Origin of the sequence: Variovorax sp. Root411 (genome assembly GCF_001425205.1) — a bacterium.
In the GTDB taxonomy this organism is placed as follows: Bacteria; Pseudomonadota; Gammaproteobacteria; order Burkholderiales; family Burkholderiaceae_C; genus Variovorax.
In genome coordinates this window covers 149,984-169,075 of the sequence record NZ_LMDW01000019.1, presented here as the reverse complement: position 1 = coordinate 169,075, position 19,092 = coordinate 149,984, and the positions used below count along the sequence as shown (strand labels likewise).

General features: G+C 64.2%; 23 protein-coding genes. 10 read left to right on the top strand and 13 right to left on the bottom strand.

Annotated elements, in window-relative coordinates:
• Window positions 1–4: 4 nt before the first annotated feature.
• From ASC92_RS23765 to bfr, 4 genes are all read right to left on the bottom strand, one after another.
• Window positions 5–814, bottom strand: coding sequence for a DUF4198 domain-containing protein (locus ASC92_RS23765; RefSeq protein ID WP_082519699.1), 810 nt, complete (start codon window positions 812–814; stop codon window positions 5–7).
• A gap of 49 nt (window positions 815–863) precedes the next feature.
• The gene (locus tag ASC92_RS23760) at window positions 864–1,364 is read right to left on the bottom strand and encodes a DUF2271 domain-containing protein (RefSeq protein WP_414820423.1); all 501 of its coding nucleotides are present in this window, start codon (window positions 1,362–1,364) and stop codon (window positions 864–866) included.
• A 65-nt stretch (window positions 1,365–1,429) separates the two neighbouring features.
• Window positions 1,430–2,074, bottom strand: a complete 645-nt coding sequence (locus ASC92_RS23755; protein ID WP_414820422.1) for a PepSY-associated TM helix domain-containing protein — start codon at window positions 2,072–2,074, stop codon at window positions 1,430–1,432.
• A gap of 123 nt (window positions 2,075–2,197) precedes the next feature.
• Window positions 2,198–2,674, bottom strand: coding sequence for a bacterioferritin (bfr, locus tag ASC92_RS23750; protein WP_007830763.1), 477 nt, complete (start codon window positions 2,672–2,674; stop codon window positions 2,198–2,200).
• 261 nt (window positions 2,675–2,935) lie between these two features.
• Here bfr and ahpC point away from each other — a divergent pair, with 261 nt between their 5' ends.
• Entirely contained in the window at window positions 2,936–3,499 is a 564-nt protein-coding gene (gene ahpC, locus ASC92_RS23745) for an alkyl hydroperoxide reductase subunit C (RefSeq protein WP_056520682.1), read from the top strand.
• Window positions 3,500–3,588: 89 nt separating this feature from the next.
• Entirely contained in the window at window positions 3,589–5,145 is a 1,557-nt protein-coding gene (gene ahpF, locus ASC92_RS23740; protein ID WP_056520680.1) for an alkyl hydroperoxide reductase subunit F, read from the top strand.
• 59 nt (window positions 5,146–5,204) lie between these two features.
• On the opposite strand, the gene ASC92_RS23735 is transcribed toward ahpF, so the two are convergent.
• Window positions 5,205–6,026, bottom strand: a complete 822-nt coding sequence (locus ASC92_RS23735) for a pyruvate, water dikinase regulatory protein (RefSeq protein WP_056520678.1) — start codon at window positions 6,024–6,026, stop codon at window positions 5,205–5,207.
• 193 nt (window positions 6,027–6,219) lie between these two features.
• On the opposite strand from ASC92_RS23735, the gene ppsA reads away from it, so the two are divergent.
• The 7 genes from ppsA (at window position 6,220) to dnaB (ending at window position 12,409) form a co-directional block, all read left to right on the top strand.
• Window positions 6,220–8,613 carry a phosphoenolpyruvate synthase gene (ppsA, locus tag ASC92_RS23730; RefSeq protein ID WP_056520674.1) on the top strand — a complete coding sequence of 798 codons (2,394 nt, stop codon included), beginning with the start codon at window positions 6,220–6,222 and terminating at the stop codon, window positions 8,611–8,613.
• 165 nt (window positions 8,614–8,778) lie between these two features.
• Entirely contained in the window at window positions 8,779–9,255 is a 477-nt protein-coding gene (locus ASC92_RS23725) for a hypothetical protein (protein ID WP_056520672.1), read from the top strand.
• A gap of 114 nt (window positions 9,256–9,369) precedes the next feature.
• The gene (rpsF, locus tag ASC92_RS23720; RefSeq protein WP_007830775.1) at window positions 9,370–9,744 is read left to right on the top strand and encodes a 30S ribosomal protein S6; all 375 of its coding nucleotides are present in this window, start codon (window positions 9,370–9,372) and stop codon (window positions 9,742–9,744) included.
• 4 nt (window positions 9,745–9,748) lie between these two features.
• Entirely contained in the window at window positions 9,749–10,063 is a 315-nt protein-coding gene (priB, locus tag ASC92_RS23715; protein ID WP_056520670.1) for a primosomal replication protein N, read from the top strand.
• 21 nt (window positions 10,064–10,084) lie between these two features.
• The gene (gene rpsR / locus ASC92_RS23710; RefSeq protein WP_007830781.1) at window positions 10,085–10,366 is read left to right on the top strand and encodes a 30S ribosomal protein S18; all 282 of its coding nucleotides are present in this window, start codon (window positions 10,085–10,087) and stop codon (window positions 10,364–10,366) included.
• A 12-nt stretch (window positions 10,367–10,378) separates the two neighbouring features.
• Complete coding sequence (gene rplI / locus ASC92_RS23705; RefSeq protein WP_007830783.1) at window positions 10,379–10,831, top strand: 50S ribosomal protein L9; 453 nt, start codon at window positions 10,379–10,381, stop codon at window positions 10,829–10,831.
• Between the two features lie 171 nt (window positions 10,832–11,002).
• On the top strand, window positions 11,003–12,409 hold the full coding sequence (dnaB, locus tag ASC92_RS23700; RefSeq protein WP_056520668.1) for a replicative DNA helicase: 1,407 nt from the start codon (window positions 11,003–11,005) through the stop codon (window positions 12,407–12,409).
• A gap of 9 nt (window positions 12,410–12,418) precedes the next feature.
• Here dnaB and ASC92_RS23695 read toward each other — a convergent pair whose 3' ends face one another.
• From ASC92_RS23695 to ASC92_RS23665, 8 genes are all read right to left on the bottom strand, one after another.
• Window positions 12,419–13,168 (bottom strand): helix-turn-helix transcriptional regulator, encoded by a 750-nt coding sequence (locus ASC92_RS23695; protein ID WP_056520666.1) that lies wholly within the window; start codon window positions 13,166–13,168, stop codon window positions 12,419–12,421.
• Window positions 13,168–13,299 (bottom strand): hypothetical protein, encoded by a 132-nt coding sequence (locus ASC92_RS29560; protein ID WP_268810479.1) that lies wholly within the window; start codon window positions 13,297–13,299, stop codon window positions 13,168–13,170. Before ASC92_RS29560 ends, ASC92_RS23695 begins: the two co-directional genes overlap by 1 nt.
• Window positions 13,296–13,745, bottom strand: coding sequence for a GyrI-like domain-containing protein (locus ASC92_RS23690; RefSeq protein WP_056520665.1), 450 nt, complete (start codon window positions 13,743–13,745; stop codon window positions 13,296–13,298). Before ASC92_RS23690 ends, ASC92_RS29560 begins: the two co-directional genes overlap by 4 nt.
• Before the next feature lie 11 nt (window positions 13,746–13,756).
• Window positions 13,757–14,206 (bottom strand): EVE domain-containing protein, encoded by a 450-nt coding sequence (locus ASC92_RS23685; protein WP_056520662.1) that lies wholly within the window; start codon window positions 14,204–14,206, stop codon window positions 13,757–13,759.
• A 7-nt stretch (window positions 14,207–14,213) separates the two neighbouring features.
• A complete protein-coding gene (locus tag ASC92_RS23680) occupies window positions 14,214–14,591 on the bottom strand; it encodes a VOC family protein (protein WP_056520660.1) in 378 nt (125 codons plus the stop codon).
• A 149-nt stretch (window positions 14,592–14,740) separates the two neighbouring features.
• A complete protein-coding gene (locus ASC92_RS23675) occupies window positions 14,741–16,516 on the bottom strand; it encodes a PhoH family protein (RefSeq protein WP_056520656.1) in 1,776 nt (591 codons plus the stop codon).
• Window positions 16,517–16,727: 211 nt separating this feature from the next.
• On the bottom strand, window positions 16,728–17,204 hold the full coding sequence (locus ASC92_RS23670) for a peroxiredoxin (protein ID WP_056520654.1): 477 nt from the start codon (window positions 17,202–17,204) through the stop codon (window positions 16,728–16,730).
• Window positions 17,205–17,354: 150 nt separating this feature from the next.
• Entirely contained in the window at window positions 17,355–17,738 is a 384-nt protein-coding gene (locus ASC92_RS23665) for an Mth938-like domain-containing protein (RefSeq protein ID WP_056520652.1), read from the bottom strand.
• Between the two features lie 120 nt (window positions 17,739–17,858).
• On the opposite strand from ASC92_RS23665, the gene ASC92_RS23660 reads away from it, so the two are divergent.
• Window positions 17,859–19,091 (top strand): pyridoxal phosphate-dependent aminotransferase, encoded by a 1,233-nt coding sequence (locus ASC92_RS23660; RefSeq protein ID WP_056520650.1) that lies wholly within the window; start codon window positions 17,859–17,861, stop codon window positions 19,089–19,091.
• The last annotated feature ends 1 nt before the right edge of the window (window position 19,092 follow it).

Sequence of the window (19,092 nt, the reverse complement as noted above, 5' to 3'; positions counted from 1 at the left end):
CGCGTCAGGGCATCACTTCAAGGGTCGCTGCGTAGCTCAGGCGGCGTTCCTTGGCTTGCGGCACCGTGGTCTTGGTGTCCTTGGTGCTGGCGTCGAGCCAGTACATCCCGGCGGCGGGCCAGGTCACGCTGAACTGGCCCTTGTCGTCGGTCTTGAGCTTGATTTCCTCGAGCTTGTCGCGGTACTGGGTGTTGCCTGCCGTCACGGTCACTTCGAGGCCTTTGGCGGGCTGGCCGTCGAGGTTCAGCGTGAAGGTGGCCTTCTCGCCCTTGACCAGGTCGGTCGGGCTGCCGGTGGAGATCAGTTCCAGCCCCTGGCCGACCGGCTTGAGCGCCGAAGGCTTGCCGACGGTCACGAAGGTCTCGATGCGGCCGGACGATTGGGTGATCGTCACCTCCTGTGCATCGGCCGGGATCTCCTTGCCGATGGTTTCGGCCGTGCCGCGTGCGCGCTTGGCCTGGCCTGTGGCTTTGTCCTTCCAGCTTGCGAAGGCGCCGGCGTTGATCACCGCGATGCGGTAGGTGCCCGGTTGCGCCACGCTCACGTCGAACACGTTGCGCAGCTTGAGCTTGGCTTCGGTCTCGGGCTTGACGGTGCTGCCGTCGGGCGCGGTGATCTGCAGGCCGTCGAGCCGCAGCGGCGCGTGGTTCGCGACAAACAGGTCGTTCGACACCGCGGCATCGACGGTCACGGTGTCAGCCTTGGAGAACACGGTGGACGAGGGCAGCAGCCAGGCATTGTGCGCCTGGGCAAGCGAGGCGGCAGCCGACAGGGCAATGGCGAGGGAGGCGGCGCGCAGTGTGAAGCGGGTCATGGCAGTTCCTTGATATGAGCTGGCGGTAAGGAGGTAAAAGGGGGGGCGGTCAGGGCTTGAGTTCGAGCTTGATGTCGCCGAGCTCTTCCTTGCCCGTGGCGGTCGGCTGCGCCGCTGCCGTGGGGGGCCACTGGAAGGGAATGCTCACGACCTCGCGTCCGCCGACTTCGCGTGCGGCTTCCACCACGAGCTTGTAGGCGCCCGGCGCGAGCTTGGGCATGGGTGCCGTGCCCTCGGTGAAGCTCAGCTGATGCTTGCCGGCCGGCTTGGTCGCGCCCGTTACGCCATCGATTGGCACCGCGAGTTCGCGGCCGCCGCGGCGCCACCACTGGCGCATGTCCTTCAACCATTTCGTGCCTTCGCCCTCGGGGTTGTTGGTCTTGGTGCGCACGTCGTACCAGACGGCCAGCGTACCGGCAACGGTGTTGTCGGCGCGCTCGATCCAGGTCGCCACGTAGGGGCGGTGGTACTCGGACACGTTCAGCCGCGGGATCTCGATGTTGACGGCCAGCCCCGACGCGAAGGCCGGGGCGGCGAACAGCGCCGACATGGCCAGCGGCGCGAGTGAATAGCGAACGTGCACGGGAAACCTCTTTTCCTGGATCGATGAATGAATCAGTGAATGAACAGCAGCGCGAGCAGCACCGGCACGACGAGCCCCATGCCCACCATCGGCCAGGTGAAAGGCCGGTTGCCTGCATGCATCTTGAGAATGAACAGGCCGGTGATCGAGAAGACCAGCGCGGCACCCGCGAAGATGTCGATGAACCAGCTCCACGCGGCGCCGGTGTTGCGGCCCTTGTGGAGGTCGTTGAAGTAGGAGAGCCAGCCGCGGTCGGTGCGCTCGTATTCGATCTCGCCGTCGGCCAGGCTCAGGCGCAGCCAGGCGTCGCCGCCGGGGCGGGGAAGCGAGAGATAGATTTCGTCATCCGACCACTCGGCCTCGCGGCCCGCGGTGCCGACGTCCCAGTGCTTCTGTACCCAGGCCTGCAGTTCGGCGGGCAAGGGTGCCTTGCCCTTGAGGGCCTTGGCGGCAGGCAACTGCTTTTCGAGTTGCGTGCGCAGGGCTTCATCGACCGAACCGCTCAGCTTCGTGACGGCCGGCCGGGCCTCGATCTGCCCCGCGTGATTGAGCGTGAAGCCCGTGACGCTGAACAGGATCATGCCGACCAGGCAGATCGCCGAGCTCACCCAATGCCATTCGTGCAGGGTCTTGAGCCAGTAGGCTCGTCGGCGGTTGTCGGGGCGGGTGGCAGTCATCATCGAAGGCGCGGATTTTATCCGTGCAAATGAGAATGACTGTTATTCGTGGCGGGTTAAGTTGCGTAAAGCAATAAAAAACGGGACCGAAGTCCCGTTGATTGGCTTGTGCGAAAGCTTCGCTTATTCGAGCTCGCCCATTTGCGATTGCAGGTAGTTCTGCACCCCGACCTTGTCGATCAGGTCGATCTGGGTTTCGAGGAAGTCGATGTGTTCTTCCGTGTCGTCCAGGATTTCTTGCAGCAGGTCGCGCGAGACATAGTCGCGCACCGATTCGCAATGCGCGATGCCGTCCTTGATGGTGGCCTGTGCGCCAGTCTCGGCGCCGAGGTCGCAGCGCAGCAATTCAGGCACGTCTTCGCCGATGTTCAGCTTGCCCAGGTCCTGCAGGTTCGGCAGGCCGTCGAGCATGAAGATGCGGTCCATCAGCTTGTCGGCGTGCTTCATCTCGCCGATCGACTCCTCGTATTCCTTCTTCGCCAGCTTGTCCAGGCCCCAGTGCTTGAGCATGCGGTAGTGCAGGAAGTACTGGTTGATTGCGGTCAGCTCGTTCTTGAGCTGCGCCTGCAGATGTTCGATGACCTTGGGGTCGCCCTTCATGATCGTTTTCCTTGTTCTGAAAGAGGGGATTGTCCGGGTCCTCACAGGGCCTGCGCAAGCATTCCCCTGCGCAGCCGGTCTGCATGCGTACGAGGGTGATAGGCGTTCGTATTCGAGCAGCAAGCGATGGCGAGGCGCCCTTGTTTTTCATAGGCCGCACCGATGCCTCTGATAGTTCATTGCTATGGGATTATCTGAATTGGTAGTTATACTCATGGCTCGCACTTATTTTTGTCCACCCGCAGCATCCAAGGAATCACCATGTCCCTGATCAACACCCAAGTCCAACCCTTCAAGACCCAGGCCTACCTGAACGGCAAGTTCATCGATGTGTCCGACGAGACGCTCAAGGGCAAGTGGTCCGTGCTGATCTTCATGCCCGCGGCCTTCACCTTCAACTGCCCGACCGAAGTCGAAGACGCGGCCGACAACTACCCCGAGTTCCAGAAGCTGGGTGCCGAGGTCTACATCGTGACCACCGACACGCACTTCTCGCACAAGGTCTGGCACGACACGTCGCCGGCCGTCGGCAAGGCGAAGTTCCCTCTGGTGGGCGACCCGACCCACACGCTGACCAACGCTTTCGGCGTGCACATCCCGGAAGAAGGCTTGGCACTGCGCGGCACCTTCGTGATCAATCCCGACGGCATCATCAAGACCGCCGAAGTGCATTCCAACGAAATCGCCCGCGACGTGAAGGAAACCCTGCGCAAGCTCAAGGCAGCGGTCTACACCGCCGCCCACCCGAACGAAGTCTGCCCGGCCAAGTGGAATGATGGCGACAAGACCATCGCTCCGTCGTTCGACCTCGTCGGCAAGATCTAAGCGCCCCGCGCGAAAGCCCGGGCGCTCACGAAGCCCCGGGCTTTTTTGTTCCCAGTTGATAGTTTTCAGTTATCGAAAGAGAGTCCGCCATGCTCGACGCCAGCACCAAAGCTCAATTGAAGAGTTACCTCGAACGCGCCACGCAGCCGATCGAGATCGTCGCTTCGCTCGACGACAGTAAGGCCTCGGGCGAAGTGTTGTCGCTGCTGAAGGACGTCCAGGAAGTCTCGCCGCTGGTCAAGCTGACCGAAAGCCGCGACGACAACCACCGCAAGCCCTCGTTCTCGATCAATCGCCCGAGCGAGAACCACGGCCCGCGTTTTGCCGGCCTGCCGATGGGCCATGAATTCACGTCGCTGATCCTTGCGCTGCTGCAGATCGGCGGCTACCCCCCGAAGGTCGAGCAGGCCGTGCTCGACCAGATCAAGGCGCTCGACGGCGATTTCGAATTCGAGATCTACGTCTCGCTCACCTGCCACAACTGCCCCGACGTGGTCCAGGCGCTGAACCTGATGGCAGTGCAGAACCCGCGCATCCGCACCACCATGATCGAAGGCGGCACCTTCCAGGAAGAAGTCAAGGAACGCCAGGTGATGGCCGTGCCGACTGTGTTCCTGAACGGCACCGAGTTCGGCCAGGGCCGCATGAGCCTGGAAGAAATCCTCGCCAAGATCGACACCAGCGGTGTCGAACGCGAAGCAGAGAAGATTGCCGCCAAGGATCCGTTCGACGTGCTGATCGTCGGCGGCGGCCCTGCCGGCGCCGCTGCGGCCGTGTACGCGGCACGCAAGGGCATCCGCACCGGCGTCGCCTCGGAGCGCTTCGGCGGCCAGGTGCTCGACACGCTGGGCATCGAGAACTTCATCTCGATCAAGGAAACCGAAGGACCGAAGTTCGCGCATGCGCTCGAGGAACATGTGCGCGACTACGACGTCGACATCATGAATCTGCAGCGTGCCAAGGCGCTGGTGCCCGGCAACGGCCTGATCGAAGTGCAGCTCGAAAGCGGCGCCTCGCTCAAGAGCAAGTCGGTCATCATCTCGACCGGCGCGCGTTGGCGCAACATCAACGTGCCTGGCGAGCACGAGTTCAAGAACAAGGGTGTGGCCTATTGCCCGCACTGCGACGGCCCGCTGTTCAAGGGCAAGCGCGTCGCGGTGATCGGCGGCGGCAACTCGGGCGTCGAAGCGGCGATCGACCTGGCCGGCATCGTGGGCCACGTCACGCTGATCGAGTTCGACACGGCCCTGCGCGCCGACGCCGTGCTGCAGCGCAAGCTCCAGAGCCTGAAGAACGTCGACATCTTCACCAACGCACAGACCACCGAGATCACCGGCGATCAGAAGGTCAACGGCTTGGTCTACAAGGACCGTGCGACAGGCGAGCTGAAGAAGGTCGAGCTTGAAGGCGTGTTCATCCAGATCGGCCTCGTGCCCAACACCGACTGGCTCAAGGGCACGGTCGAGCTGTCGAAGCACGGCGAGATCCTCGTCGACGCGCGCGGCCAGACCTCGGTGCCCGGCGTGTTCGCGGCAGGCGATGTGACGACCGTGCCGTTCAAGCAGATCATCATCGCGGCCGGCGACGGCGCGAAGGCGGCGCTCGGCGCGTTCGACCACCTGATCCGCACTTCGGCGCCCGCCTGACCGGCTGCCCGATGCAAGAAGGGGCCATCGCAAGTCGATGGCCCCTTTTCTTTGAAGCCTCAGTAGTTCAGCCGCTCCGGCCGCAGTTCCTGCAGGATCGTCGTCGCGATCTCCTCGATCGACTTGGTGGTGGTCGAGAGCCAGCGGATGCCGGCGCGTCGCATCATCGCCTCGGCCTCGCTCACCTCGTGGCGGCAGTTCTCCAGGCTGGCATAGCGCGAATCGGGGCGCCGCTCGTTGCGGATCTCGCTCAAGCGCTCGGGCTGGATCGTCAGGCCGAAGATCTTCTTGCGGTGCGGCATCAGGGCCGGCGGCAGCTGGCGGCGGTCGAAATCCTCCGGAATCAGCGGGTAGTTGGCGGCCTTGAGGCCATGCTGCATTGCCAGGTAGAGCGAGGTGGGCGTCTTGCCGCTGCGGCTCACGCCGACCAGGATCACGTCGGCGCCCTGCAGGTCGCGGTTGCTCTGGCCGTCGTCGTGCGCCAGGCTGAAGTCGATGGCCGCGATGCGGGCGTTGTATTCCTTGCTCTTGCTGACGTCGCTGAAGCGGCCGATGCGGTGGTTCGACTTCACGGCCAGTTCGATTTCCAGGGGCCGCACGAAGGTGCCGAACATGTCGAGCAGCATGCCCTTGCAGCCGGTTTCGATCACTTCCAGCACGTCCATGTTGGCGAGCGTGGTGAAGACGATGGGGCGGACCCCTTCAACTTCCGCCGTGTGGTTGATCTGGCGCACCGCCTGGTGGGCCTTGTCGACGGTGTCGGTGAAGGGCAGCCGCACATGGCGCGGCTTCATCTCGAACTGGGCGAGGACAGCGTTGCCGAATGTTTCGGCCGTGATGCCGGTGCCGTCCGATATGAAGAAAACGGTGCGTGTGTGCATGGTCTTGGGTTCTTGCGGCCTTGTCCTGCGGCGCGTGCGGGCCTGCCACGCCTACAATCCGGCCCATTATCGGGAATCCGCTTTCCCAACCCCCAATTCTTTCCATGCACACCGCGCCCGCACCCAAAGCAACGACAACGATCGTGCCGCGCCGTCTGCATGCGGCACCGGTTTCAACTTCTGGAGCTTTCCCATGTCTGCACTTTTCGACGCGACCGCCCTGGTCGTACCGTTTGAAAACCTGAGAATGACCGACGTCGAGGCGGTTGGCGGCAAGAACGCCAGCCTCGGCGAAATGATCTCGCAGCTGCCGCAGGGTGTGCGGGTGCCGACCGGTTTCGCGACCACGGCCCACGCATTCCGCCAGTTCCTGGCCCACGACGGCCTGGCCGACAAGATCAGCAAGCGCCTCGCCGCGCTCGACACCGAAGACGTGCGCGCGCTGGCCACCGCCGGCGCCGAGATTCGCGCCATGGTCGAGGCCCAGCCCTTCCCGGCCGACCTGCAGAAAGCCATCGGCGAGGCCTTCGCCACGCTGAGCGCCGGCAATCCGGCCGCCTCGTTCGCCGTGCGCTCGTCGGCCACCGCCGAAGACCTACCCGACGCCTCGTTCGCGGGCCAGCAGGAAACCTTCCTGAACGTGGTCGGCATCGACGACGTGCTTCACAAGATGAAGGAGGTGTTCGCCTCCCTCTACAACGACCGCGCCATCAGCTACCGCGTGCACAAGGGCTTCGAGCACGACGTGGTCGCGCTGTCGGCCGGCGTGCAACGCATGGTGCGCTCCGATCTCGGTGCCGCCGGCGTGATGTTCACCATCGACACCGAATCGGGCTTCGACCAGGTGGTGTTCATCACCTCGAGCTACGGCCTAGGCGAAACGGTGGTGCAGGGCGCCGTGAATCCCGACGAGTTCTACGTCCACAAGCCGACCCTCAAGGCCGGCAAGAGGGCCGTCATCCGTCGCAACCTCGGCTCCAAGCTGATCCAGATGGAGTTCGCCACGCCTGAAGAGAAAAAGGCGAGCGGCAAGCTGGTGAAGACCACCGACGTCAAGGCCGAGCAGCGCAACCGCTATTCGCTGAGCGACGCCGACGTCGAACAGCTCGCCAGATACGCGCTGGTGATCGAGGAGCACTACGGCCGCCCGATGGACATCGAGTGGGGCAAGGACGGCACCGACGGCCAGCTCTACATCCTGCAGGCGCGCCCCGAGACGGTGAAGAGCCAGCAGCAGGGCAAGGCCGAGCAACGCTACAAGCTGTTGGGCAAGGGTGCTGTGCTCGCCGAAGGCCGTGCCATCGGCCAGAAGATCGGCACCGGCCCCGTGCGCCTGGTGCACAACATCAGCGAGATGGACAAGGTGCAGGCCGGCGACGTGCTTGTCACCGACATGACCGACCCCAACTGGGAACCGGTGATGAAGCGCGCTGCCGCCATCGTCACCAACCGCGGCGGGCGCACCTGCCACGCGGCGATCATCGCGCGCGAACTGGGCATTCCGGCCGTGGTCGGCTGCGGCGACGCCACCGATCTGCTGAAGGACGGCACGCTGGTCACCGTGAGCTGCGCCGAGGGCGACACCGGCTTCATCTACGACGGCCTGCTTGAGACCGAAGTGACCGAAGTGCAGCGCGGCGTGATGCCCGAGATCGACATCCAGCTGATGATGAACGTGGGCAACCCCCAGCTCGCCTTCGACTTCGCGCAACTGCCGAACCACGGCGTGGGGCTGGCCCGCCTCGAGTTCATCATCAACAACAACATCGGTGTGCATCCGAAGGCGATCCTCGACTACCCGAACGTCGACAACGACCTGAAGAAGGCCGTCGAGTCGGTGGCCCGTGGCCACGCCTCGCCGCGTGCCTTCTATGTCGACAAGGTCGCCGAAGGCATCGCGACCATCGCGGCGGCCTTCTGGCCCAAGAAGGTCATCGTGCGCCTGTCGGACTTCAAGTCGAACGAGTATCGCAAGCTGATCGGCGGCAGCCGCTACGAGCCGGAAGAAGAGAACCCGATGCTGGGCTTCCGCGGCGCTGCGCGCTACCTGAGCGCTGATTTCGGCGAGGCCTTTGCCATGGAGTGCGAAGCGCTCAAGCGCGTACGCAACGACATGGGCCTGACCAACGTGCAAATCATGGTGCCTTTCGTGCGCACGCTGGGCCAGGCCGAGCGCGTGACCGGTCTGCTCGCCGAGCACGGCTTGAAGCGCGGCGAGAACGAGCTCAAGCTGATCATGATGTGCGAGGTGCCGAGCAATGCGATCCTGCCCGAGGAGTTCCTGAAGTACTTCGACGGCTTCTCGATCGGCTCGAACGACCTGACCCAGCTCACCCTGGGCCTGGACCGCGATTCGGGCCTGGAACTGCTGGCCGCCGATTTCGACGAGCGTGACCCGGCCATCAAGGCGCTGCTGAGCCGCGTCATCAAGGCCTGCAAGGACCAGGGCAAGTACGTGGGCATCTGCGGCCAGGGCCCCAGCGATCATCCGGACTTCGCGCTGTGGCTGGCGGAGCAGGGGATCGAGTCGATCTCGCTGAATCCCGACAGCGTGATCGACACCTGGCAGCAGCTCGCCAAGCGCTGACCTGCAAAGGTAGCGAGGCCGTTGTGCCCGCCGCGCGACAGACTGCGGGAATCCCCACGGGGGGATTTCCCGCGTCAGCTTGGTGTCAATGAAACAAGATGCGTTTCCGGTGTCAGACTTGCGGCTTGACGGGGCGCATCCCGGCAGCTCGCGGGGGACACCATCATGATTCTTGTAAAGACAGACGCTGGCCAGCAGATCCTCAAAGATCGCTCGGTGCCGCTCACGCCGCGCCAGCGATCGGCATTCATCCTGTTCGACGGCAAGCGCTCGATCGATGACGTGATCGCCGCCGGCATGGGCATCACGGCGGAGGACATCAACCAGATGGTGGAACTGGGCGTGCTGGCGCCGGTGGGCGGCAAGCCTGCGGCGGCGCTGGCCGGGGAGGCCGCCGCCCCTGAAGTTCCGAAGCCGGCTGCGGATGCCGCCGGGTCCGGGCGCAGCAAGCAGCAGCGGTACAAGGACGCCTATCCGATCGCCACGCAACTCACCGGCAGCCTGGGCCTGATGGGGTTCCGGCTCAACCTGCAGGTCGAGGGCACCACCAGCTACGAGGACCTCGTGGCGCTGGCGCCGAAGATCCGCGCAGCCGTCGGGCCCGAGAAGGCCGCGGCGCTCGACAAGGCCCTCAACGACTGAGCTCTTGCCGGGGTAGCCGATACAGGGCTATAATCGCCGGCTTTGCCTTGCCACACTGCGCCCGACGCTGCAGGTGGCTTTTCCTCTTCTTCGGAAGAATCCACAAGGAGTGCCATGCGTCACTACGAAATCATTTTGCTGATCCACCCGGATCAGAGCGAACAAGTTCCGGCCATGCTGGAGCGCTACAAGGGCCTGATCACGGCCGGCGGCGGCAAGGTCCACCGCGTTGAAGACTGGGGCCGCCGTCAGCTGGCCTACCAGATCAACAAGCTCAACAAGGCTCACTACCTGTGCGTCAACATCGAAGCTGAACAAGCCGTGATGGGCGAACTGGAACACGCGTTCAAGTTCAACGATGCCGTGCTGCGTCACCTCACCGTCCAGAAGAAGAAGGCCGAAACCGGTCCTTCGTCGATGATGAAGACGGTCGAGCGCGAAGAAGCCCGCAAGGCCCAGCAGGCCGAATACGCCGCCAACAACAACTGATGGCGTGACTGCTGCCGCTGCGGCAACCGGCGTCAACCAGCTTCTGCTGACCGCCTCCGTTGCCGAACTCGGAGCCTTGCGATACACGCCAGCCGGCTTGCCCGCCATCGACCTGAAGCTCGAACACGAGTCGACGCTCCAGGAGGCTGGCAAACCCAGGCAGGTGAAGATGGCCCTCAAGGCCGTTGCCTTCGGCGCCATCGCCGAACGGCTCGCAAGACAGTCGATGGGAAGTCTCTGGCGTTTTCAGGGCTTCCTGGCGACACCGGGCAACGGCAAGCATCCGGTCCTGCACATCCAGGATTTTCAGCAAGATTAATTTTCGACAAGAGGTCCCCAAATGGCCACGTTCAAGAAATTCAACAAAGACAAGCGCCCGAAGCGCAACACCCAGTCGCTGCTGTTCAAGCGCAAGCGCTTCTGCCGCTTCACCGTCGCTGGCGTCGAAGAAATCGACTACAAGGACATCGACACGCTGCGTGACTTCATCAGCGAAAACGGCAAGATCATCCCCGCACGCCTGACCGGCACGCGCGCGATCTACCAACGCCAGTTGAACACCGCCATCAAGCGCGCGCGCTTCCTGGCCATGGTGCCGTACAGCGACCAGCACCGCGTCTAAGGAGCCGAGACCATGCAAATCATTCTTCTGGACAAGGTTCTCAACGTCGGCGGCCTGGGCGATATCGTCAAGGTCAAGGACGGCTACGCACGCAACTTCCTGATCCCGACGGGCCGTGCCCGCCGCGCCACCGCCGCCAACAAGGCCGAATTCGAAGCCAAGCGCGTCGAACTCGAAAAGGCTGCGGCTGCCAAGCTGGCTGAATCGCAAGCCCAAGGCGAAAAGCTCGGTGGTACGACCGTCAAGCTGACGCAAAAGGCTGGCGTCGACGGCCGTCTGTTCGGCTCGGTCACCAACGGCGACATCGCCGAAGAACTGGGCAAGCAAGGCTACAAGGTTGCCAAGTCGCAAGTGCGCCTGCCCAATGGCCCGATCAAGGTCGTTGGCGACAGCACCGTGAGCGTTGCGCTGCACACCGACGTGGTGGTCGACATCACTGTGACGGTTTACGGCGAAACCGCCTGATCGTCTACAGCGCCTCCGTGCGCTGCAGAAAAAGCCGCCTTCGGGCGGCTTTTGTTTTTCTGCGCTCGGGTTATCCAGTCGATTGCACTGGAAGATCACTGTTTATTCACAACCTTGTCCACACGCGCATGCGCGTGCGCGGCTTAGCATGCAGGGTTGCAAGGGAAGTCCATGTCCGCCGTTTTCTCCTATGCCGACAATGACCCGTCGGCCGATCGCCAAGTCGCTCAGCTGCGCATTCCGCCTCATTCCATCGAGGCCGAATCGAGCGTGCTCGGTGGCCTGCTGCTCGACAACGGCGCCTGGGACCGCATGGGCGACCTGCTGGTCGACGGCGACTTCTACCGCCACGAGCACAAGCTGATCTATGCCGCCATCGGTGGGCTGATCAATGCCACCAAGCCAGCCGACGTGATCACGGTCTACGAGCAGCTGCAGAACCTCGGCAAGGCCGACGAGATCGGCGGGCTGGTGTACCTGAACTCGCTCGCGCAGTACGTGCCCAGCGCGAGCAACATCCGCCGCTACGCCGAGATCGTGCGCGAGCGTTCGATCTTGCGAAAGCTGGTGTCCGCCGCCGACGAGATCGCCACCCAGGCCTTCAATCCGCAGGGCAAGCAGGTCGACAAGATCCTCGACGAGGCCGAGCAGAAGATCTTCAACATCGGCGAAGAAGGCACGCGGATGAAGCAGGGCTTCCAGAGCATGGATTCCCTGGTGGTCGAGCTGCTCGATCGCGTGACCGAAATGGCCGAGAACCCGAACGACATCACGGGCATCCGCACTGGCTTCCACGACTTCGACAAGATGACCTCGGGCCTGCAGGCGGGCGACATGATCGTGCTGGCCGCGCGCCCGTCGATGGGCAAGACCTCGCTCGCGATCAACATCGCCGAGCACGTGGCGCTCGAAGAGGGGCTGCCGGTGGCGGTGTTCTCGATGGAAATGGGTGCCTCGCAGCTCGCGGTGCGTATCGTCGGCTCCATCGGGCGCATCGACCAGGGCCACCTGCGCACCGGCAAGCTCAGCGACGAGGAATGGCCGCGCCTCACCGAAGCCATCGAGAAGCTGCGCACCGTGTCGCTGCACATCGACGAAACGCCGGGCCTGTCGACCAGCGAGCTGCGTGCCAATGCGCGCCGGCTTGCGCGCCAGTACGGGCGCCTTGGACTGATCGTGGTCGACTACCTGCAGCTGATGTCGACCAGCAGCTCGGGCGACGAGAACCGTGCCACGGCCGTGGGCGAAATCTCGCGCGGCCTGAAGATGCTGGCCAAGGAACTCAAGTGCCCGGTGATCGCGCTGTCGCAGCTCAGCCGCGGCGTGGAAAGCCGCACCGACAAGCGCCCCATGATGAGCGACCTGCGCGAATCCGGCGCCATCGAGCAGGACGCCGACATCATCATGTTCATCTACCGCGACGACTACTACAACAAGGAGTCGAAGGAGCCGGGCGTGGCCGAGGTGATCATCAGCAAGCACCGCAACGGCCCGACCGGCACTGTCAAGCTGGCCTTCCTGAAGCCGATCACCAAGTTCGAAAACCTGGTGGGCTACAGCAACAACGACCAGTACTGACGCAGCGCGTCAGCCAACGTTGCTGCCCGACCAGGACGGCGAGGCCGGTGGCTTTTGCTTTATCGCCTTGCCGTGCGCCGTCTCGGCCTTCACCTGCCGCAGCAGGTCGGCCAGCGTCTTGCCGGGTTCGTCGCGAAAGCGCTCGGGCAGCATTTCGATCGTGTCCATGCGATCGAGGCGAAAGCCGCGGAAGTCGTTGCGCAGCTCGCACCAGGTCGAGAGCGTCCAGACCTTGCCCCAGTAGAAGCAGCCGAGCGGGCGAACCGTGCGTTCGCTCGCATCGCCCGATACATCGTGGTAGCTCAGTCGCAGCTTGTTGTGCGACTGCACCGCCTCGCGCAGCGTCTGCAGCCGCGTGCGCAGCGTGTCGTCCAGGCCCATCGCAGGGGCATAGAGTGCCAGCGCCTCGGCCGAGACGCGCGCCGCCGGTGGCAGCACCGACAGGATCTTGCCCAGCCCGCTCTCGATGTCGCGCGCCAGTGCCGGATCGACCCAGCTCTGCGCGAGCCGCGCCGCGGCCATCAGTGCCGAGGCCTCGTCCTGCGTGAACATCAGCGGCGGCAGTTCGAAGCCCGCGCCCAGCCGATAACCCACGCCGGCCTCGCCCTCGATGGGCACGCCCTGGTGCTGCAGATCGGCCACGTCGCGGTACACCGTGCGCTCCGACACCTCGAGGCGCTGCGCCAGGAACGCAGCCGTGGTGAGCCGGCGTCCGCGAATGAGCTGCACGAGTTGGAAGAGGCGGTCGGCGCGGCGCATCAGTGGGTTTCGGTGAGCTTCTTCGCGAAGCCTTCGACGAAGCAGTGCTTGCCGTGCTGTACGGCCGCCTTGACGTTCGGCAGATGAAGGCAACCCGCCAGCCGGGTGCGCCGGTTTTTCCTGATGCTCATGAAACTCCGATGTGAACCGCCACCTTGTCAGGCCCTTCGTAGGCTTCGAAATCGCTGCGGTAGCTGCGTGCGATTTCCGGGTGAGCCTCGAAATATTGCCAGATGCGCTGCCAGGTGGCGATGATCATCTGCGGCATCTTGCCCTGGCCGGTGAACACGAGGTAGTCGCCGGCCTCGATGGCAAGGCTGCCTTCGCCGCCCGAGACGGCGACGCCCGTCGTCACGTCGAAGGCATCGCGGGCGTCCGACTCATAGGCCGAGTAGACACCGAAGAGACGGACGTCGGTGGTGCGGTGCGGCGTCGACTCGTATGTCTGTTCGCCGAAGAACCGATCCCACAGCGCGCCGATGCGGGCCGTTGCGGGGTCGTTCTCCTCGCGGTTGGTGGTGCGGGCGGTGAGGCCCGCGACGCGGAAGGCGTCCTGGTGCCGGCGGATGGGTTCCATGGGGCTTGTCCTCAAAGTGCCAGCGTCTTCGGATCGGCCTTCATGGCCTTTGCGATCAGCTTCATGTCGGCATCGCTGACGTCGAACATGCCGAAGCGAAACTTGTAGCCCCATTGCCTGGGGTTCTCGATGAAGACCAGGCGCTCGATCAATGGCGCGATCGGCGCCTCCTGCCCGGCCGCGTAGGCCACGTCGCGACGCCACGGCACGAAGCCGTCGCCCATGTCGAACTCGTAAGGCTCGCCGGGCTGCACGACGCCGATCGACACGAAGCTTTGCAGCTTGTCGGTGCCGCCGAACACCGTGGCCGGCGAATAGTAGGCGACGCGGTCGCCCGCCGCGACCCGCTTGAGCGGCGCATGCTTGCCGTGGCCGACCTGCATGAAGCCGAGCGGCCGGTGGTCGCGGCCGCGTCGTGCATGTTCGGCGCTGGCCACGGCGATCCAGTTGCGTTGCGTCATGGCGGGATCACTCCAGCGAGTGCAGGCCGACTTCGTTGCCTTCGGTGTCGCGCAGGTGGGCGATGAAGCCCATGCCGGGCGGCAGCGCGGACTTGGGCGCCACGATCTGCCCGCCGGCCGCTTCGACCCGCGCGAGCACGGCGTCGATGCTGGGCATGCAGTCGAGGTAGATGCGGATGCCCGTGCCGGCGCGCGCGCTTGCGTTGGCGCCGGCCTGCAGGGCGCCGCCCGTGGCGGGATCGTCGTAGGGGAACACGGCCAGCGTCTGGCCGCCGAAGTTCTCGCGGCGCAGCTTGCGGGCCAGCACGGTCTCGTAGAAGGCCTGGGCGCGGTCCATGTCGGCGACCGGGATCTCGAACCAGCTGATGGCGTTTTGCTTGTACATGGGGCTTTCTTTCGCGTCGATTGAAGGAGCCCTGATGGTGCGACCCGCCTACTGACAACGTCTTGTCAGTAGCCTGTCATCGTGGGCGAAAAAAAGCCCGCGATGCCCCTTGGGGCATGCGCGGGCTCTTGTCCGCCAAGGGCCGCGGCTTAGAGCACGTCGCTCGCGAAATCCGCCAGCCGCGAGCGCTCGCCGCGCGCCAGCGTGATGTGCCCACCGTGCGGCCAGCCCTTGAACTTGTCGACTGCGAAGGTGAGGCCCGAGGAGCCTTCCGTGAGGTACGGCGTGTCGATCTGCGCGAGATTGCCCATGCAGATGATCTTGGTGCCGGGGCCGGCACGGGTGATCAGCGTCTTCATCTGCTTGGGCGTGAGGTTCTGCGCCTCGTCGATGATCACGTACTTGTTGAGGAAGGTGCGCCCGCGCATGAAGTTCATGCTCTTGACCTTGATGCGGCTGCGGATCAACTCGTTGGTGGCCGCGCGGCCCCATTCGCCGGCGCCGCCGCCGTCGCCCTTGGCCAGGAACTCGAGGTTGTCGTCGAGTGCGCCCATCCAGGGGCCCATCTTTTCTTCTTCGGTGCCGGGCAGGAAGCCGATGTCTTCACCGACGCTCACGGTCGCGCGGGTCATGATGATCTCGGTGTAGCGGCGGTCGTCGAGCACCTGCGTGAGGCCGGAGGCCAGCGCCATCAGGGTCTTGCCAGTGCCGGCGGTGCCGGTCAGCGTGACGAAGTCGATCTCCGGGTCCATCAGCAGGTTCATCGCGAAGTTCTGCTCGCGGTTGCGCGTGTTCACGCCCCACACCGCGTTCTTGCCCGAGCTGTAGTCCTTCAGCGTTTTGAGCACCGCGGTCTTGTCGCGGATCTCGGTGACGCGGGCGTACATGCTCGGCTCGCCGGGCGCCTCGAAGAAGACGAACTGGTTGATGTACAGGTTGGGCACCAGCGGGCCGCTGATCCGGTAGAAGGTGTTGCTGCCGCTCTGCCAGCTCTCGACCGTCTTGCTCTGGCGGGTCCAGAAGTCGGGCGGCAGCGCCAGCGAGCCGGCGTACAGCAGGTCGCCGTCTTCCAGCGTCTTGTCGTTCTGGTAGTCGTCGGCGGCCAGGCCCAGCGCACGCGCCTTGACGCGCATGTTGATGTCCTTCGACACCAGCACCACTTCCTGCTTCGGCTTGCCCGGCCGGTCCTTGGCGTACTCGTCGCGCAGCGCGTGCACCACGCCGAGGATCTGGTTGTCGGCCTTGCCCTGGGGCAGGCTGATCGGCAGCGAGTAGTCGAGCGGGGCGGTCTGGAAGAACAGCCGGCCGCCGGCCTCGCGGTGGCCGGTGGTGTCGAGCTTCAGGCCCTTGTCGATGTCGGCGTCCTGGGCGCCAGCCAGCGCGTCGAGCGTACGGCTGGTCTGGCGGCCGTTGCGCGCGACTTCGGTGGTGCCTTTCTTGTGCCCGTCGAGTTCTTCCAGCACGATCATCGGCAGGAAGATGTCATGTTCCTCGAAGCGGAACAGGCACATCGGGTCGTGCAGCAGCACGTTGGTGTCGAGCACGAACAGCTTGGCGGGGCCGGTGGACTTGCTGCGTTTGGGCCGCGCCGGTGCCTGCGGCGCCGGCGCGGGGGCAGGGGAGACGGCGCCGACCGGTGCCTTCGTCTCGACCTGAACGAGGGCTTGCGGCTGGGGCGCGCTCACAGGCGCGGGCGCCGGTTTCAACTTGGCCCGGCGTGCCGGGCGCACGGTGTCGCCGCCGCCCGCACCGTCGGTACCGAGGCTGTCGAACAGTTCCAGCGGCTGCGGGCTGCGCGCCGTGGTCTCGTCAGCGCGCGAATCGCCGGAACGGCGCGAACCCCTGTGCGAGGACCGGGCGGGTGCGTCGATCGCGTCCGGCGAGAGCAATGCAGCGCGTTTCGTGGGGGCGGGAGGCAATGGCATGTGTCAGATCGCTCGCAGAAAGTGGGAACCAGAAAACGAAAAAGCCGCCTGAAGACCAAGGCGGCTTTGTTCGGGGGATGCGGTCGTGGAGCTCAACGGCATGAGCCCATTATGCACACCGCGGATGGCGCGCCGAAGGCACTTTACGCTCTGCGTTGGGCATTTCCCACGCAAGAGCGGAAAAGCGCATCGCCGGCTCGCCGGGAGGCGGTCAGGCGGCCTTCTTGAGCGTCTTGACGGCCTTGAGCACGTCGTCGACATGGCCCGGAACCTTGAGCCCGCGCCACTCGGCCTTCAGGATGCCGTCGGCGCCGATCAGGAAGGTGCTGCGCTCGATGCCCTTGACCTTCTTGCCGTACATGATCTTGTTCTTGACCACGCCGAACATGTGGCACATTTTCTCTTCGGTGTCGGCGATGAGTTCGAAGGGCAGCTCGAGCTTGGCCTTGAATTCGTCGTGCGACTTCATGTTGTCGCGGGACACGCCGAACACCGTGGCACCGGCCTTTTCGAAGTCCTTGTAGCGGTCGCGGAACTGCATGGCTTCGGTGGTGCAACCCGGAGTGTTATCTTTCGGGTAAAAATACATGACCAGCACATGGCCGAGATGCGAGGTATTCGAGACCTTGAGGCCGCCCGTGGCGTTGGCGTCGAATTCAGGAATGGGTTTGTTGACAACGATCGCCATGAAACTTGTTTTCTCCGTTAGATTCCGCTCCTGAGCCCTCTCGCCCCGTTTCGGACGGGACTTGCTCAAGGAATGGAGGATTGGTCGTTGCTAACTTTTGGGGTAGCTGGCCTGTTCGCAACCCGGTATTTTACCCCGAAAACACCTCTCTCAGCCACGCGACGGGCTCTCGACCAGCAGGGCGGCGATCACGTGCCTGCCTTCTCCGGCCAGGATGTTGTAGGTTCGGCAGGCTGCAGCGGTGTCCATGGTCTCCACGCCGGTGCGTTGCGCCATCAGCGGCTTCAGCCAGCCGGGCTGAGGAAAGCGGATGCGGTTTCCGCTGCCGAAAATGATCAGTTCCGCGCCCAGGGATGCCAGCTGCGCGAAATGTTCGGCGCCGAGCTGGTCGAAGCTTGAACAATTCCATTCGAAGCGCTCGCCGCGGGAGCCCACCACCACGCTGCCTTCGACTTTCTCGTTGTTGATTGCAACCCAGCCGGGGCCGTGCGCGGTAAGGGACTGGGCGTCGGATTTGTCGGGCTGGAGCTTCATCTGGGCACTGGGAACTGTGGTCAAATTATAGGTTTTCCCTAGTGCCACGGGGCTCGCAAGGGCCTTTGCCTTCGAGTAAGCAACCCGTTTCAACCGTTAATCCGCGCCCGGGAGGGCCCTTTGAAGCAGCTCAAGAAATCGGCCAAGCTGGCCAACGTTCTCTATGACATCCGCGGCCCCATCATGGACGCCGCCAAGCAGATGGAAGAGGACGGCCAGAAGATCATCAGGCTCAACATCGGCAACCTCGCCGTGTTCGGCTTCGATGCTCCGGAGGAAATCCAGCAGGACATGATCCGCAACCTGCCCGCATCGGCCGGTTACTCGGACAGCAAGGGCGTCTTTGCAGCGCGCAAGGCGGTGATGCACGAGACGCAGAAGCAGGGTATTGCGGGCGTTACCCTCGACGACATCTACCTCGGCAACGGCGCCAGCGAGCTGATCGCCATGTCCACCAACGCGCTGCTCAACGACGGCGACGAACTGCTGCTGCCGGCCCCCGACTACCCGCTGTGGACCGCCTCCACGAGCCTGTCGGGCGGCACGCCGGTGCACTACCTGTGCGACGAGGCCAACGGCTGGATGCCGAACCTCGACGACATCCGCGCCAAGATCACGCCGCGCACCAAGGGAATCGTGGTCATCAATCCGAACAACCCGACCGGTGCGCTGTATTCCGACGACCTGCTCAAGAGCATCGTGGCCATCGCGCGCGAACACGGCCTGGTGATCTTCGCCGACGAGGTCTACGACAAGGTCTTGTACGACGGCGTGAAGCACACCGCCATCGCGAGCTTGTCGAGCGACGTGCTCACGCTCACCTTCAACTCGCTCTCCAAGAGCTACCGTTCGTGCGGCTACCGCGCGGGCTGGCTCGTGGTGTCGGGCGACAAGCGCAGCGCGCAGGACTACATCGAGGGCCTGAACATGCTCTCGAACATGCGTCTGTGCGCCAACGTGCCGGGCCAATGGGCCATCCAGACGGCGCTCGGCGGCTACCAGAGCATCAACGACCTCGTGTGCGAGGGCGGCCGCCTGCGACGCCAGCGCGACATGGCTTATGAACTGATCACCGCCATTCCGGGCGTGAGCTGTGTCAAGCCCAGCGCGGCGCTCTACATGTTTCCCAAGCTCGACCCCGAGGTCTACCCGATCGAGGACGACCGCCAGTTCTTCCTCGAGCTGCTGAAGGAAACCCGCGTGATGCTGGTGCAGGGCACCGGCTTCAACTGGGCCACGCCGGATCACTTCCGCATCGTGTTCCTGCCCCATGAGGACGACTTGCGCGAGGCCATCAACCGCATCGCGAGGTTCCTGGAGCAGTACCGCCTGCGCCGCAAGACGCGGCCATGAA

Coding starts and splice junctions, on each gene's coding strand:
- ASC92_RS23765 (WP_082519699.1), bottom strand. CDS start 814: ATGACCCGCTTCACACTGCGCGCCGCCTCCCTCGCCATTGCCCTGTCG.
- ASC92_RS23760 (WP_414820423.1), bottom strand. CDS start 1,364: ATGTCGGCGCTGTTCGCCGCCCCGGCCTTCGCGTCGGGGCTGGCCGTC.
- ASC92_RS23755 (WP_414820422.1), bottom strand. CDS start 2,074: ATGACTGCCACCCGCCCCGACAACCGCCGACGAGCCTACTGGCTCAAG.
- bfr (WP_007830763.1), bottom strand. CDS start 2,674: ATGAAGGGCGACCCCAAGGTCATCGAACATCTGCAGGCGCAGCTCAAG.
- ahpC (WP_056520682.1), top strand. CDS start 2,936: ATGTCCCTGATCAACACCCAAGTCCAACCCTTCAAGACCCAGGCCTAC.
- ahpF (WP_056520680.1), top strand. CDS start 3,589: ATGCTCGACGCCAGCACCAAAGCTCAATTGAAGAGTTACCTCGAACGC.
- ASC92_RS23735 (WP_056520678.1), bottom strand. CDS start 6,026: ATGCACACACGCACCGTTTTCTTCATATCGGACGGCACCGGCATCACG.
- ppsA (WP_056520674.1), top strand. CDS start 6,220: ATGTCTGCACTTTTCGACGCGACCGCCCTGGTCGTACCGTTTGAAAAC.
- ASC92_RS23725 (WP_056520672.1), top strand. CDS start 8,779: ATGATTCTTGTAAAGACAGACGCTGGCCAGCAGATCCTCAAAGATCGC.
- rpsF (WP_007830775.1), top strand. CDS start 9,370: ATGCGTCACTACGAAATCATTTTGCTGATCCACCCGGATCAGAGCGAA.
- rpsR (WP_007830781.1), top strand. CDS start 10,085: ATGGCCACGTTCAAGAAATTCAACAAAGACAAGCGCCCGAAGCGCAAC.
- rplI (WP_007830783.1), top strand. CDS start 10,379: ATGCAAATCATTCTTCTGGACAAGGTTCTCAACGTCGGCGGCCTGGGC.
- dnaB (WP_056520668.1), top strand. CDS start 11,003: ATGTCCGCCGTTTTCTCCTATGCCGACAATGACCCGTCGGCCGATCGC.
- ASC92_RS23695 (WP_056520666.1), bottom strand. CDS start 13,168: ATGCGCCGCGCCGACCGCCTCTTCCAACTCGTGCAGCTCATTCGCGGA.
- ASC92_RS29560 (WP_268810479.1), bottom strand. CDS start 13,299: ATGAGCATCAGGAAAAACCGGCGCACCCGGCTGGCGGGTTGCCTTCAT.
- ASC92_RS23690 (WP_056520665.1), bottom strand. CDS start 13,745: ATGGAACCCATCCGCCGGCACCAGGACGCCTTCCGCGTCGCGGGCCTC.
- ASC92_RS23685 (WP_056520662.1), bottom strand. CDS start 14,206: ATGACGCAACGCAACTGGATCGCCGTGGCCAGCGCCGAACATGCACGA.
- ASC92_RS23680 (WP_056520660.1), bottom strand. CDS start 14,591: ATGTACAAGCAAAACGCCATCAGCTGGTTCGAGATCCCGGTCGCCGAC.
- ASC92_RS23675 (WP_056520656.1), bottom strand. CDS start 16,516: ATGCCATTGCCTCCCGCCCCCACGAAACGCGCTGCATTGCTCTCGCCG.
- ASC92_RS23670 (WP_056520654.1), bottom strand. CDS start 17,204: ATGGCGATCGTTGTCAACAAACCCATTCCTGAATTCGACGCCAACGCC.
- ASC92_RS23665 (WP_056520652.1), bottom strand. CDS start 17,738: ATGAAGCTCCAGCCCGACAAATCCGACGCCCAGTCCCTTACCGCGCAC.